Below are 13,800 nucleotides of genomic sequence, written 5' to 3' on the forward strand. Positions count from 1 at the left end.
CTCGATCGCCTCGACCTCGCCGCCGGGCGCTTCTGCGCCGCGAGTGTCCTCTTCCAGGGAGGGAGTGCGGGTCGCGGAGGGTGGCGGGAGTGGACTCGCTCCGTGGCACCGTTCCGCACAGGCCTGCATCTGCACGATTCCGCAAACGTCTGCTATTGTCGCGAGCCGCGTGCGCGGACCCCCAGAGGTCGACGCCACGTCGGATCATCCGTCTCGAACCATTGAATCCTAGGGGGCCCCCGTGGCAACGGACTCGATTCCTTCCCGCCTGCTCGAACAAGCCAACCTTCGCCCTTCGGCGCCTGCCTACTACGTCCGCGAGAGCGGTGTGTGGCGGGCCACCAGCTGGGGCACCTATTCCGACCTGGTCAAGCAGGCCGGCCGCGCGCTGATCACCCTCGGCTTCGAGTCGGGGCAGCATGACGAGGTTGAGGCGGTGGATCGGGCCGAGGCGGCTGCCGCCAACGGCGAGCCATTCGATGTGATTCTGCTGGACATGCAGATGCCGGTGATGGACGGCTACGAGGCCACCCGGCGCATCCGCGAGGAGCTCGGCCGGAATGAACTGCCGATCATCGCCATGACCGCCAATGCCCTCGCCGCCGACCGGGAGCGCTGCCTGGCCTGCGGCATGAACGACCACATCGCCAAGCCGATCGACATCGCCAACCTGCGCAGCACCCTGGACCACTGGCTGGGCCAGTTGCCGCCGGTCGCCGAGACCGAAACCGGCGATCCAACCCCATTCACCGACGACGAACATATCGACAGCGCCACCGCCATCGCCCGCCTGGGCGGTAATCAGGGGCTGCATACCCGCCTGTTGGGACGCTTCGTCGAGGATCAGGGCAATTTCATCGCCCGCCTGCAATCCGCCCGGGCGCGGGCTGCGGTCGACGAGATGATCTTGCTCAGCCATACCATGCGCGGCCTGGCCGGCAACATTGGCGCCGACAAGCTCGGCCGCCTGGCCGGCGAACTGGAACAGACACTGAAGCAGCAGCCCGGCAATGGCGAACGCATCGAGCAGCTCTGCCAGGCCCTGAGCGTCGCCCTCGACGGCGTCCTCGCCACCATTGCCCGGCACACCGGCACGCCAATCCCGAAACCCGCCGCCGGAGCCGAACTCGACCCCGCCGAACTGGCCCGCCTGCGCGAACTGCTCAGGGACGACGACGCCAGCGCGGTTCAGGTCTTCGACGACCTGGCCGACGCCCTGCGCAACCGTCTCGATCCGCAGGCCATCGACGACCTGACACGGGCCATCGGCAGCTATGATTTCGAAGCCGCCATCACCCTCCTCGACACGCTTGTCGCAACACTCCCGCCCCGAGCGCAACAAACATGACTCCACTGCTGCCCAAGCAAAGCATCCTGGTCGTCGACGACAGTCCGGAAAACATCACCATCCTCAGTGACGTGCTGTCCCACGACTACCGCATCCGCGTCGCCACCTCCGGCGAGAAGGCGTTGAAGATCGTCTATTCCGACGAACCGCCCGACCTGATCCTGCTCGACATCATGATGCCCGGCCTGTCCGGCCTGGAAATCTGCCGCCGGCTCAAGGCCAACCCCGACCGCCGCCGCATCCCGATCATCTTCGTCACCGCCATGAGCAGCACCGAGGACGAGCAGCGCGGCCTCGAACTGGGCGCCGTCGACTACATCACCAAGCCGATCAGCCCGCCCATCGTCAAAGCCCGCGTACGCACCCACCTGGCGCTCTACGACCAGTCGCGCGAACTCGAACGCATGGTCCGCCAGCGCACCGCCGAACTGATGACCACCCGCCAGCAGATCATCCGCCGCCTGGGCCGCGCCGCCGAATTCAAGGACAACGAGACCGGCAACCACGTGCTGCGCATGAGCCACTACGCCCGCCTGATCGCCGAAGCCCACGGCCTGGGCGACGAAGCCGCCAGCATCATCTTCAACACGGCGCCGATGCACGATATCGGCAAGATCGGCATTCCCGACGCGATCCTGCTCAAACCCGGCAAACTCAATGCCGAGGAATGGAAGATCATGCACCAGCACCCGATCATGGGTGCCGAAATCATCGGCAAGCACGATAACGAGCTGCTCGAAACCGCCCGCATCATCGCCCTCTCCCACCACGAGAAATGGGACGGCAGCGGTTATCCGCGCCAGCTCAAGGGCGAGGAAATCCCGCTGGAAGGCCGCATCGTCGCCATCGCCGACGTTTTCGACGCCCTGGTCTCGGTCCGTCCGTACAAGCCGGCATTCGCGCTCGACGACGCGCTGCGCCTGATGGACGAGCAAACCGGCAAGCACTTCGATCCGGCGTTGATGGAAGCCTTTCGCAAGACGCTGCCGGAAATCCTGCGTATCCGGGAAATCTACGCCGACGAAAACGGCGCCCTCACCGATCTCGAATTCCAGATCCGCGAGATCTACGACCACCGGAACGATCCGGCCGGTTATCCGGGTGTCCTGACCAGCCAGAAGGAAGGCAACTGATCGGCTATTCCGGCTGGCGCGAGTCGATGCTCAGCGTCACCGGCCCGTCATTGACCAGCGAAACCTGCATGTCGGCGCCGAACACCCCGGTCGGCACCGGCTTGCCCAGCGCCGCCGCCAGTTTGTCGACAAAGGCGGCGAACAGCGGCCCGGACACATCGCCGCGGGCAGCCCGGCCCCACGACGGCCGGTTGCCCTTCTTCACCGACGCGTAGAGCGTGAATTGCGACACCGCCAGGATATCGCCGCCGGCCTCGGCAACGCTGCGGTTCATCACCCCTTCTTCATCGGAAAACAAGCGCAGGCGCACCAGCTTGCCGGCCATCCAGTCGAGGTCGGCCGCACCGTCGCCCTCCTCGAAGCCGGCCAGCACCAGCAGACCCGGCCCGATGCGGCCGGTGACGGCGCCATCGACGGCCACTTCGGCCGACTTCACGCGTTGAACGACGACCCGCATCGCCTCACTCCGCGGCGATGGCGGCGCGCAACTTCGCCGCGTACTGTTCCAGCACCTCGCGTGCCGGGTCCTTGCGCGGCCACGACAGGCCGATGCCGTCGTCGCCCCAGCGCGGCAGCACGTGCATGTGGAAATGGAACACCGTCTGGTCGCCTTCCTTGCCGTTGCACTGCAACAGCGTCAGCCCGGGCGGGTTGTACGCCTTGCGGATCGCGTGCGCCACCCGGTGCGCCGTGCGCATCGCCGCGGCGGCCTCGTCCGGCGTCAGTTCGAGCAGGTTGTCGGCGTGGCGCTTGACGGCGACCAGCGTGTGCCCCGGGTTCAACTGGCCGAGATCGAGGAAGGCAATCGTCTGCTCGTCCTCGTACACCTTCGACGAGGGAATCTCGCCGGCCACCAGTTTGCAGAAAATGCACTGTCCCGGCGGGGAGGTATCGACGAACATGGGCATGGCGGTCTCCTGAAGCAAAAGGTCCGATTGTATGCGAGCCACTGGCGTCCGCCGCCCATTCGGACTACCTTCGTCATCTGTCGAGAATTCAACCCCCGCAAATGAAGACGCTCATCCTGCACACCGGCGGCACCATCGGCATGGTCGCCGCCGCCGACGGCTACCGGCCGACGCCCGGTTTCCCCGCCCGCCTGCGCACCGCGCTCGCCGCCCGCGACGGCAAGCGCCTGCCCGACGTCGACATCGTCGAACTGCCGCCGATCGACAGCGCCGACCTGCGCCCCGGCCACTGGCCGACCATCGCCCGCGCCCTGCTCGACCGCTGGGACGACTACACCGGCTTCGTCATCCTGCACGGCACCGACACCATGGCCTGGAGCGCCTCGGCGCTGTCCTTCATGCTGCGCGGCACCGACAAGCCGGTGATCCTGACCGGCGCCCAGATTCCGCTGGGCGAGGCCGGCAGCGATGCCCTGGCCAACGTCGACGGCGCGCTGCACTTTGCCGCCGTCGACCCGGTGCCCGAGGTCGCCATCCACTTCGGCGGCCGACTGCTGCGCGGCAATCGCAGCCGCAAGCTCGCCGCCACCGAATTCGCCGCCTTCGACTCGCCCAACTATCCCCCGCTGGCCGAAGCCAACGGCCCCGCCCACCGCGACCGCATCCTCAGCCCCGGCGAAAAGTGCTTCGTCGTGCCTGAATTCGACGACCAGGCCGTCGCCGTCCTCACGCTCCACCCCGGCATCGCTGCCGGCACGGTCGATGCCGTCACCGCCAATCCCCGCGTCCGCGGCCTGATCCTGCAAACCTACGGCGTCGGCAACGCGCCGCAAGGCGACCGCGAGCTGATGGCCGCGCTCGAACGCGCCGCCGCCCGCGGCATCGTCCTGGTCAACACCACCCAATGCCTGGTCGGCGGCGTCAGCCAGGAAACCTACGCCACCGGCTCCGCCCTCGCCCGCATCGGCGTCGTTGCCGTCGGCGACATGACGCTGGAAGCCGCTTTCGCCAAGCTGCATTGCCTGCTCGCCAGCGAAAACGACGCCGCCAAGGTGCGCCAGGGGCTAAGTCAGCGCTGGTGCGGCGAGAAAAGCTGAGGTTTCACGTGGAACCTGAGGTCTGGCCTCAATCGCCCCGCCAGGCAATCAGGCGCTGCCTGAATGCGTGGTCGGCCCCCTGGTAGTAGGCAATCGCCCGGCGCACCAGCGGATCGTCGCCAGCAACTTCACGTTCATCCTCGCCGACGCTGCGCATCTGCCGGCGCGGGCTGAGGATGGCCAGGCGCTCGCCGTCGTACAAGCCGAGATGCTGGTAGTTGCCGATCAGCGCCCGCCCCTGCCAGTCGCCGTCACGCAGCATGTCGCGGCCGTAGAAGGTCGAAGTGTAGTCAAAGCCGAGCAGGCCAAGCAGCGTCGGCGCGATGTCGATCTGGCTGGCCAGGCGGTCGATGCGGCGGGGCTCGATCAAGGCCGGCGCATGGATGAACAAGGGAATCCGGTAGTTTTCGACCGGCAGGTCCTGCTGGCCGGCGCTGCCGGCGTTGTGGTCGGCGACGAAGACGAAAACTGTCTGGTCGAACCACGGCTTCTGCCGGGCCGCCTCGAGGAAGCGGCCGATGGCGTAGTCGGTGTACTTGACCGCGCCGGCACGGCCCTCGCCCGACGGAATGTCGATCCGTCCTTCCGGATAGGTGTAGGGGCGGTGGTTCGAGGTCGTCATCAGCTGCAGGAAGAACGGCTTGCCGGCGGCATGCTCGGCATCGGCCAGCTTGACCGCCTGGCGGTAGAGATCCTCGTCGGACATCCCCCAGGCATTCTCGAATTCCATCTCGGCCTTGGGCAACGCGGCCTGGTCGACGATGCGGTAGCCGTTGCCGCTGAAGAAGGCGTTCATGTTGTCGAAGTAACCGCGCCCGCCGTAGAGGAAGGCCGGGTCGTAGCCCTGCGCCCGGAACTGGCGGCCGAGGCTGGCATAGCCCGATTCGCGGCCGACCCGCTTGACCACCGAGCGGCCCGGCGTCGGCGGCAGCGACAAGGTGATCGCTTCCAGGCCGCGGTCGGTGCGCGTGCCGGTGGCGTAGAAATTGGTGAAGAACAGGCTGTCGCGGCTCAGCCGATCGAGGTTCGGCGTCAAGCCGCGCGGGTCGCCGAAGGCGCCGAGGTACTTGGCGCTCAGGCTTTCGATGGTGACCAGAACGACATTGAGCCGGCGCGGTTCGCCCGGATTGTCGATGCGCCGGCGGATGTCCTGCGCCTCACTGCCGACGAAAGCGGCGACCGGTTCGGCGACCTCGCCGTGCAGCAGGCTGGCGACATCGGCGGCGGGCAACGTCGCGTAGAACTCGCCGTACTTGATCTCGTTGTTACGAAAGGCGGCGAAGAACTGGTACGGCCCGTTGGCTGCCAACTCACGCTGGTAGGTATTGCCCTCGCGGGGCCGCGGAAAGTCCTGGCCGACCGTTGCCGCGACCAGCGCCGCAACCACACCGCCAACCGCCAGCAGCAGCCCGCGCCGACGCCAGCCGAGCGCCGGCGCCGGTACCGACAACACCCGCCGCAACCGGTACACGACCAGCAACGCCAGCGCGCCGATGGCGCCAAGCAACGGCCAGACCGGATAGGACTGGAGGATGTTGTCGACGACTTCCTTCGAATAGACCAGGTAATCGACGGCGATGAAATTGAAGCGGACGCCGAATTCGTCCCAGAAAATCCATTCCGACAGCGCGACAAACAACATCGCGAAACAGGCGGCGAACAGCAGCAGTTGCGGCACCCGGCGCGCCGGGCCGCTGCCCCAGCACGATTGCGGCAGCAGGAAGACGACCGCGGCCAGGGCCAACCCGGCATAGGCGAGGAAGGCCAGGTCATAGACCAGGCCGCCGGCGAAGATGCCGAGGATCGCAGCCGGCGTCGCCTCGGCCTGGGCAAAGCTGGCAGCCAGCAGCACCAACCGTGTCGCGGCAAACACCACCAGCCAGCTGCCGAGCAGCCAGAGCAGGAAACGGGTCTGAGCGTATTGAAGCCAGGGTGAAAGCTTGGGCGAGGCTGTTTTCTGATTGTCGTCGGGCATGAAGAAATGGCGCAGATGCGGGAAAATCCCGCGAACGGGCGCCATTCTTCAGCTTCCGGGTTAACCGGAGATTAACGGTCCCACCAGCCTGGCGACTGTTGCCTGGCAAATACCTCGTCAGGCGGGTTTTTTCAGCGTCCCAAGCAGCCAGTGGCCCAGCGAAGCGACGATCAGCAGCACCAGCGCACCCAGGCCCCAGATGACCCAGATCAACGGGCTGAGCCAATTGATCGCGGAAGCCAGGAAAGGCGCGCTCTGCGAAACAACCTCGATGAAATTGCCGAACCCGGCCTGGAAAATCTGCGCCCAGGCAGGATCAACCCAGACCGCCAACCAGGCCGGCAAGGGAATGGCTTCGGCGACTGCGCCAAGTTCCTGGGCGGTCGGCAAGGTGTTGCCGAAAGTCTGGACCGTCCAATCGACAAAATGCACCGCAACCAGCGCCGTGCCTGTCCAGAGAAGCATAACCAGGGCAAACAGGGACCAGATGATCATTCTCATGTTGGGGTTTCCTTTTCTAGACGACGGGAAAGTGGATCGGTTTTTTTCCGTGCAGGATAGTGGGAAAGTCGCGCGCATCCTTCCGGAAAAACCAGATACATGGCCCCTGAAATCAAGAAGGCCGCTCTTTCGAGCGGCCTTCTTGTTCTACGTGACGAACAGCGATAAAGACATCGCCATAAAATCCCGTGTAGGATCCCATCGAACCGGTCAAATACTACCCTATAAAAACAGCACCTTACTGAACACAAATGGGAACAGCCACTACCTTTATCCCATCTGACGCGACAATCCTACGAAGCGTCACTGAGTCCGAGGCAGCTGACCAGCTTAAATGAGACCGGCGACGACCCCGTTACCTGAGCAAGAAAGTGCTGGAGTTCTTCGCTGTGCGCATAAATGAGTTGGCGGCTCGCCTGGCAACCATGCGCGCGCAGCGGATAAATTCCTTGCTCCGCTAGCATCCGCATCGCCTTCGGCGATGACGTGCCGATGATCGCCGCGACATCCCGTCCGAAAACATGAGACTGCCGGAAGCGCTCCAGTTCCTCCCGACGTACTCGAGAGCCGATACCTTTGAGGGTCCCCAATCGCTCAGCCCGGACAAAACCATGCTGGGTCAGCCAATAGGCTACCTGCTGCTTCACCCCGAGGATTTTTGCCATCTCGGGGATGCTTACCCAGTTCGAGCGACCGCTATTCATGCCTTTTTGCAGCGCACGCAACTGCGCCACATCGAAGATCCAGCGGCCGATACCCCGCGCGTTGTCGAGCATGGCCTGCAACGCGATGGTGCCAGCCTTGGTGGCCTCGATCAGCGCCACGATCTCGTCGCCGGTCCAGTTCCAGTATTTTAGAAGGTGCCCCAACGAAACCTGGTGCTCCTCTGGAATACAGACGACCGGAACATGGCTGCCCAAGAGCAACAGTGCATCCACCTCTCGTCGCGGTACACACCACGGTAGATACGGCAGATCGTTGATCCTCCGAGCCGACGGGAAAAGTAGGCGCAAAATCCTCTGCATCCGCACCTTGCCGATGCCCAGGAGCTCCATAGCTTCCGACATCGTCAGTTCACCTGCAAGTTGGGCGCGTATCTGATCCAACGGGTCACGCCGAACGATGGTGAAGCGCCGACCGGAGGTACTGAAGGATTCTTGGCCTTCAAGCGTCCCCTCATGAATGAGGAATCGAAGCCGAGCCATCGAAATGCCCAAGGTCTCGGCTGCCACATTACCTGGAATCCATTGGACCTTTTCCAGCAACTCGGCACTCAAGCGTCGATTGCGCCGAGCGACTCCACCTTTCCAGTGGGCAGCCAACCACGTCTCAAACGTCTCTCGAATTGGAGCAAAGGCACTCTCGCTGAAGCCTTTGTACAGGTAACTGTAGGCCTGTTTGAATACCCCTTTGAGCCCAGCTTTTCCGTCGACCGATGCCGCCTGTAGGCAGTCCAAAGTGCGATGGAGTGCAATTGGCCAATCAAAGACTATTTCAGCCGCCAACGACGATATCGGCCAAGAGACTTCCAGCCGGCCAGCGTTGCGCAGCTTCAACGGTTTAGGGTTCGAACCCGGATCCATATAGCCGCCCAAGTATCGGATCAGGCGTTGAACCTGATCGACATTCAAGCCCACGAAAGGCGGCAAAGCGTTGGCTTCAGGGCGACATAGCAGTTTGTCTTCGAGGACCGCCGACAGTCGCCGTACATTGTCTGGGGCATAGCCGGGCAACTCTTCGCGCAAGTCGGAGCCACACTGACAACGCAACAAGGATTCCCGGCTCCAGCGTACCGATTCACCGCAGGAACTGCATATATCCACAAGCCAGACCCCATGGCGCGGGCAGGCATCGTGAAAATACAGCTCCCAACTCGCTCGCCAGGTCGAGTCCTCGGCTAGGCACTGCGGACAGAAACGGGCATAACGCTGATTCCATATTCGGCCACTGGTTTCGAGCAAGAAATCCAAGCGAGCGACATGGGCGTGGAGATCAGGATCCAGCGCTACGTCGGGTAGTAGGCGCTGCCGCGTCAGGCAGCCCAAGTCGTAGCGGACTCCAAGTCCGGATAGCTCATGCAGCGTCATGCAATTGGCTTCCGCAAGACGCAGCAAGTAACCGAGGGGGCCTTCGGACCGTTCTGGAGGAGGCCGTACCAGCAGGTCTGGTTCCGAAATTGGTGCAAGGAGGGAAGCGTAGTCGGCCATGTCATTTTCCTCCCCGCGACAGGTTCATGCCCAGCTTGCGGGCCACAGGGGAGCCAACCGGATCCTGACGGTTGTGCAGGAAAAACACCTCCCCCGCTCGATCCAGCGGCCGAAGGGGGGACTCCGGATGAAACGGATTCAGGCGATCCGGCACATCGCGCCACACCCGCTGCCGGAAGCCGGCCGCGAGCGTATCCAGAACGAGGCTTTCCCTTCCAGCCGAGGCGGCGACGAAAACTGCCCCTTCCAGGGTTTTGACGACATAGTCGAGCAGACCGTAGCTGGCGACATGGAGGCGCCGCGCGAGGTTCGCTTCGTAGAGGGGCGTTTCGACCGGCAAGGGTAACCGGCCCTCAAACACTCTCAAGATGCCGCGGAATTCCCGAAAATCATCTTCGTCATCCATGGAAAACGGCGTCAGATGCAGCCGCTCTGAAAACCGCCGCCGCAACTGCTCGTTGCTATCGACCACCATTTCCGCAGCCGGCAGCCCACACGCCACCAGGCAAACCTTCGTTTCCTCCAGGAAGTTCTTAAGCCAATCGGTCAAATCCCGAAAAGCGCTGACAGTCGGCGAGTAGAACAGGTGCTGAGCCTCATCGAGGATGACCATTTCCACACCGCATTTAGTAAACAACTCGCAGATGACGGCAGTTTTCTCCGGCGCGCTGCCCCGGTGGACCTTCCGGAGAGCCAGCGCTTCCAGAATGGCACCGGCCAGGCTGCGAGACGTGGGCGACGACGGCACCGAGACGAGCAACACCGGAATGTAGGTCCGCTCGGCCTGCGCCTCTCGCGGAAAACTGCTGTGGTAAGCCCGGCCCAAGGTACTCTTGCCTGCCCCGGAAGCCGCCTTGATCAGCAAGCCTGCCCCAACCCCATACTTCCGGCGCCGGAGATGGAGTTCGGCGATGCTGAACATCGCCTCCTTGTAGCGCCGATGCGGGATCGGGTCGGCCACCAATTTGAACCCGATCACCGACTCGTCACGCATTTGAGCCACCGACGGCGCAAACTGCGCCATGATTGATCGCGGATCCATGCTTAGGCCTCCCCAACGTCGAAATCGGGCAAGTCGTCGTCGAGACCGCCCGGCAACTCCGACGGAGGGTTTTCCTTTGTGAGTTTCCGAGGACGCATAGCAGCCTGTAGAGGATCCTCGCCCCTCAGAACCGACTCGCTGTCATGCATCAGGTAGCCTGCACCGGCCTTACGCGACCCCATTCGCTTATCTTTGAGGGCTTGCTTGACCAAGGCTTCGATCTCAGCGCGGGCTTCGAGCAACTGCGGCGACAGACAATGATCCCCGTAGCGCTTACGCGCATGTTCCCGCACCAGCCGGTGGATGTCCCGAGGTAGGCTCTCGGCGTACTCCATCAGTTTTGCCGGAACGTTGATGTACTCTTCGGCGTACGGGTCAAAAACGTGAATGTGTTCGACCGTGTTCTCGTAGTATTTGAGCTGCACCGGGCGGTTTTCGCCGGCACGTCGACGAATGGCTTGCAGCAAATCCGAGTTGTATTGCAGGCCATCCAGTTCAATTCCATAGTGGAACAGCGTACGTTTCGCTGGGATGCCCGTGATCACCTCTAGTTGCTGCGGATATACCGGCAGCTCAATGATTCGGCGGGCCGCCGACTCGCTCCAGTGATCAATCGGCCGGGCGCCGATACCGCGATGCACGCTGACGTTATAGACATCGACGATCCATTTGGTCAGCAAGTGAACCAACGTCGCCATGTCGATGACGGCCTTGTCCTCGGAAGGGTAGTCCCCACGCTGATCGACGTTTGAAAATACGGTCCCCGGCAATCGATGGATCAGGCCCATGTTCATGGTCCGGAAAAACCGCTCAATGGCTCCTTTGTGCTGAGGCGTCTTGGCACCGCAAAAGAGAATCTGAATCCCCATTTCCATACAGGCGGCTTCCAGTGCACCTGAATGGAGATCAGTACCGTTATCCACGGCAATCAAATCCGGGATGCCGTAGGCAGGCCACGTTCCCTTTATATCGGGGAAGCGAGCCAGCCATGCTTCCTTCGGCAGGATGGCCCGACGCAGGCATTGCAGGACACCATGTCCCGATGGCGCGTTAAAACTCACGTAGAAGCCAACCACCATCCGGGAATGCACATCGATGGCCATGGTGAGCCAGGGCCGCCCCAAAGGAAGCTTGGTGAGCGTGTCGATCACGATCAGATCCAGTGGTGTATGGTCGATTTCTATGCGTTCGAGGACACAGGCCACCTTCACGTTGCCGATGGCTGCCCGGTACTTGATACGGGCAGCTTCGGCCCCTTCGCGGGAGGCATCGACCAGATCCTGCTGGAGGCTTTCCAGCCATCGATAAATGGTGGATCGTGCAGGCCGCTTGATTTGCTCTTCGGCCGGTAGTCCGCGGTTAAACCCGTCGATACGCCGGAATACCTCTTCCGCTACCGCCAGCTTGGGCAATTGCTGATTGGAGAGGTAGACCGACGCGATCACCTCTTCAAATACTTGATATCGCCGCTTGGCCTTTGGTCCGCTCGAAGGCTTGTTGTGTGGAATTAGACAGCTGATACTTTTGGTGAGGCGGTAGCGGCGCCACCAAGATTGCACCGTGGATGGACATGGCGGGTAGCGATCCTCCAGTTTTGTCGCAACCTCGGCGATGCGCTCACGCCATACGTCAGGTTTGTATGGGGAGCTATCCGGATCTACAGCCTGAAGATAGTGCCGGCGACGGATCGCCTCCGATTGTTGGGATTCTGGATATGTCCCCAGATCGCGCGGCACGGCGAGATAGATCGCGTTGGCCAACGAACCGAGTGAAGATTCGTCGATGACCCACTCACCCGATTGCCAGCGTTGTAGCAACTCGGCGTCGGTGAGGTTAATCAGTTCGCCAGTATCGGACTCAAGCTGGAGCTTTCCAGTAACCAGCCGCCGGCGAATCATGTAACGGATCGCCGCCGCGATGAAAATCAATCCGATCTTAAAGGAGATACGTCGCATCACAACCTCCTTGGTCGATCAGTTGAACCTTCGCATCGGCCGCCAAGAGGAGCCGGAGATCTCCATGGGCCAAACCCCAGGCGATCAAGCGCAGCACCTCGGCGTGGCCCAATACATCAGCCACGACTGAAAACTGGACAAGATCTCGCCCAAAGCGCGCCAGCCATTCCAACTTGGACATCTCGGCAGGTTTTACGTGTAGAAATGACCTTAGCAACGACAGGTTTTCGTATAGGGTTCCTTGCCGTATTTCTTCGTCGGTGAGGATTCGGAATCCGTGTTGTCGGCGAGTGTAATCGGCAGCAATTGCCCGGTACTTGGCTTGGACAATCGGTTTGGTCAATTCCTTGGCTGTTTTGATTTCCAGATGGATGACTTCCCCGCTGATCAAGACCACCTCGAAGTCCGGGTAATACTCCCGCACGGATTCGCCATCGCAGTAGCGTATTAACGCAGGCTGCTCACGGTATGAGGCAACCCCAGGAGAAAACTCCAACAAGAGAATTCCATCGAGCTCGGTGATCGACTCGCCGGCCACCATACGGCCAAGTTTTCGTGAGGGGAATTTCCCCCGAAATCCCCGCCCACGGCGAGTAATTACATTTCGTGAAAACATTGCTTACTCCTTTCAGTGGGCAACAGGAGCCCCTGCGCCCACCACACATATCGAAAAATCACCAGAGCGCAGGACGAAAATGTCCTCCGGTCAGTACAAAACTGACCAGTTGTTTGGTGAATCAATGGGATATGGCTTGACGCCCTGAGAGAGGAAAGCAGATACTTGGCTTGTCGAGAGCGGTATCTGCAGCACGTTCAGGGGCAAGCCTTTGTGCTTGCCCTTTGTCGTTTACATTTTCAACTCCTCTCTAATAGTCGGAATCGGAAAAAAATCAATGCTCTCAAGTGCGCCGGGTGGAATTGAGAGTGCGCATTGGATGAGATGTACTTGCAAGGGGTGAAGCTGCCCGACTTTTTTGGATAGCTGATGCATCAATCTGAACTCTTCACTGCTGGCGTTGCGCGGGATCGCGATCTGGCGCGCGGAAACCTCGATCGCTTGTCGCAGAAGGGTTTGCTCTTCCTCGGTAAGCTCAAGGCAATGAATCAGTTTGTTGATGAACTCGGGCTTAGGAGGCCCTTTATCGCCACGTTCTAAGGCTGACAAATAGCTTGGTTCATACCCGAGTTCGAAAGCCAAAGCATTTTGAGCTTTAGCCCGACTCAATCGGGCCTGGCGTAAAAAAATGGCGAATGGATTCATTGTTTCGGGAATGATGGCATGGTTCTCGAAACTATCACTCAAGCACAATACAGTCAACTTAACTTGTTGATTTTATTTATATTTATATGCAACAGTAGCAGCTATCCATCTCTCCTGCCACGGATATTCCTTTGAGTAGCGAAGAAGGATCATCATGTTGGATTTCGATGGATCTCGACAAATTTTTTTACATGGATTAAGGATACAATTAGACCTTAGGCATAATATTGGCAGTCCAATTTCTGATAGGGGCGAGTATGTCTGGATCTGGATCGAGAGGATGGGCGCCAACGCCTCCGAATAGTCCTTGTGGGAGCATTTCGTTCCGAGCAGTTATCAACTCTCCTCAGCCGGCGGTAATTGCAATTCTGCA

At 61.2% G+C, this 13,800-nt stretch carries 12 protein-coding genes; 3 read left to right on the top strand and 9 right to left on the bottom strand.

The genetic code is table 11. The annotated features are described in order from the left end of the window. The first annotated feature begins 241 nt into the window (after positions 1-241). Both Q0799_RS02625 and Q0799_RS02630 read left to right on the top strand, forming a co-directional pair. The gene (locus Q0799_RS02625; protein WP_298393874.1) at positions 242-1,348 is read left to right on the top strand and encodes a response regulator; all 1,107 of its coding nucleotides are present in this window, start codon (positions 242-244) and stop codon (positions 1,346-1,348) included. Then, entirely contained in the window at positions 1,345-2,481 is a 1,137-nt protein-coding gene (locus Q0799_RS02630) for a two-component system response regulator (RefSeq protein WP_298393876.1), read from the top strand. The genes Q0799_RS02625 and Q0799_RS02630 overlap by 4 nt, the downstream gene beginning before the upstream one ends. A gap of 4 nt (positions 2,482-2,485) precedes the next feature. Here the strand turns inward: Q0799_RS02630 and dtd are convergent, their stop codons facing one another. Together dtd and Q0799_RS02640 are read right to left on the bottom strand one after the other, a co-directional pair. Beyond that, positions 2,486-2,938 (bottom strand): D-aminoacyl-tRNA deacylase, encoded by a 453-nt coding sequence (gene dtd, locus Q0799_RS02635; protein ID WP_298393878.1) that lies wholly within the window; start codon positions 2,936-2,938, stop codon positions 2,486-2,488. Positions 2,939-2,942: 4 nt separating this feature from the next. Continuing rightward, the gene (locus tag Q0799_RS02640; protein ID WP_298393880.1) at positions 2,943-3,389 is read right to left on the bottom strand and encodes an HIT family protein; all 447 of its coding nucleotides are present in this window, start codon (positions 3,387-3,389) and stop codon (positions 2,943-2,945) included. A gap of 101 nt (positions 3,390-3,490) precedes the next feature. Here Q0799_RS02640 and Q0799_RS02645 point away from each other — a divergent pair, with 101 nt between their 5' ends. Continuing rightward, positions 3,491-4,486 (top strand): asparaginase, encoded by a 996-nt coding sequence (locus Q0799_RS02645; RefSeq protein WP_298393883.1) that lies wholly within the window; start codon positions 3,491-3,493, stop codon positions 4,484-4,486. 28 nt (positions 4,487-4,514) lie between these two features. On the opposite strand, the gene Q0799_RS02650 is transcribed toward Q0799_RS02645, so the two are convergent. From Q0799_RS02650 to Q0799_RS02680, 7 genes are all read right to left on the bottom strand, one after another. Beyond that, complete coding sequence (locus tag Q0799_RS02650; RefSeq protein ID WP_298393885.1) at positions 4,515-6,506, bottom strand: LTA synthase family protein; 1,992 nt, start codon at positions 6,504-6,506, stop codon at positions 4,515-4,517. Between the two features lie 72 nt (positions 6,507-6,578). After that, entirely contained in the window at positions 6,579-6,962 is a 384-nt protein-coding gene (locus Q0799_RS02655) for a hypothetical protein (protein ID WP_298393886.1), read from the bottom strand. A gap of 293 nt (positions 6,963-7,255) precedes the next feature. Continuing rightward, complete coding sequence (locus tag Q0799_RS02660; protein ID WP_298393888.1) at positions 7,256-9,169, bottom strand: TniQ family protein; 1,914 nt, start codon at positions 9,167-9,169, stop codon at positions 7,256-7,258. 1 nt (position 9,170) lies between these two features. Further along, positions 9,171-10,211, bottom strand: coding sequence for a TniB family NTP-binding protein (locus Q0799_RS02665; protein WP_298393890.1), 1,041 nt, complete (start codon positions 10,209-10,211; stop codon positions 9,171-9,173). A gap of 2 nt (positions 10,212-10,213) precedes the next feature. Continuing rightward, a complete protein-coding gene (locus Q0799_RS02670) occupies positions 10,214-12,166 on the bottom strand; it encodes a DDE-type integrase/transposase/recombinase (protein WP_298393892.1) in 1,953 nt (650 codons plus the stop codon). Further along, positions 12,147-12,782, bottom strand: coding sequence for a TnsA endonuclease N-terminal domain-containing protein (locus Q0799_RS02675; protein WP_298393894.1), 636 nt, complete (start codon positions 12,780-12,782; stop codon positions 12,147-12,149). Before Q0799_RS02675 ends, Q0799_RS02670 begins: the two co-directional genes overlap by 20 nt. A gap of 231 nt (positions 12,783-13,013) precedes the next feature. After that, complete coding sequence (locus Q0799_RS02680) at positions 13,014-13,469, bottom strand: helix-turn-helix transcriptional regulator (RefSeq protein ID WP_298393896.1); 456 nt, start codon at positions 13,467-13,469, stop codon at positions 13,014-13,016. Positions 13,470-13,800 lie beyond the last annotated feature (331 nt).

Origin of the sequence: uncultured Azonexus sp. (genome assembly GCF_937982035.1) — a bacterium.
Classification (GTDB): domain Bacteria; phylum Pseudomonadota; class Gammaproteobacteria; order Burkholderiales; family Rhodocyclaceae; genus Azonexus.

Excerpts from the sequence above, each read along its gene's own strand:
- Q0799_RS02655 (WP_298393886.1), bottom strand. The coding sequence starts at position 6,962 with ATGAGAATGATCATCTGGTCCCTGTTTGCCCTGGTTATGCTTCTCTGG.
- Q0799_RS02670 (WP_298393892.1), bottom strand. The coding sequence starts at position 12,166 with ATGCGACGTATCTCCTTTAAGATCGGATTGATTTTCATCGCGGCGGCG.
- Q0799_RS02650 (WP_298393885.1), bottom strand. The coding sequence starts at position 6,506 with ATGGCGCCCGTTCGCGGGATTTTCCCGCATCTGCGCCATTTCTTCATG.
- dtd (WP_298393878.1), bottom strand. The coding sequence starts at position 2,938 with ATGCGGGTCGTCGTTCAACGCGTGAAGTCGGCCGAAGTGGCCGTCGAT.
- Q0799_RS02665 (WP_298393890.1), bottom strand. The coding sequence starts at position 10,211 with ATGGATCCGCGATCAATCATGGCGCAGTTTGCGCCGTCGGTGGCTCAA.
- Q0799_RS02640 (WP_298393880.1), bottom strand. The coding sequence starts at position 3,389 with ATGCCCATGTTCGTCGATACCTCCCCGCCGGGACAGTGCATTTTCTGC.
- Q0799_RS02645 (WP_298393883.1), top strand. The coding sequence starts at position 3,491 with ATGAAGACGCTCATCCTGCACACCGGCGGCACCATCGGCATGGTCGCC.
- Q0799_RS02675 (WP_298393894.1), bottom strand. The coding sequence starts at position 12,782 with ATGTTTTCACGAAATGTAATTACTCGCCGTGGGCGGGGATTTCGGGGG.
- Q0799_RS02630 (WP_298393876.1), top strand. The coding sequence starts at position 1,345 with ATGACTCCACTGCTGCCCAAGCAAAGCATCCTGGTCGTCGACGACAGT.
- Q0799_RS02660 (WP_298393888.1), bottom strand. The coding sequence starts at position 9,169 with ATGGCCGACTACGCTTCCCTCCTTGCACCAATTTCGGAACCAGACCTG.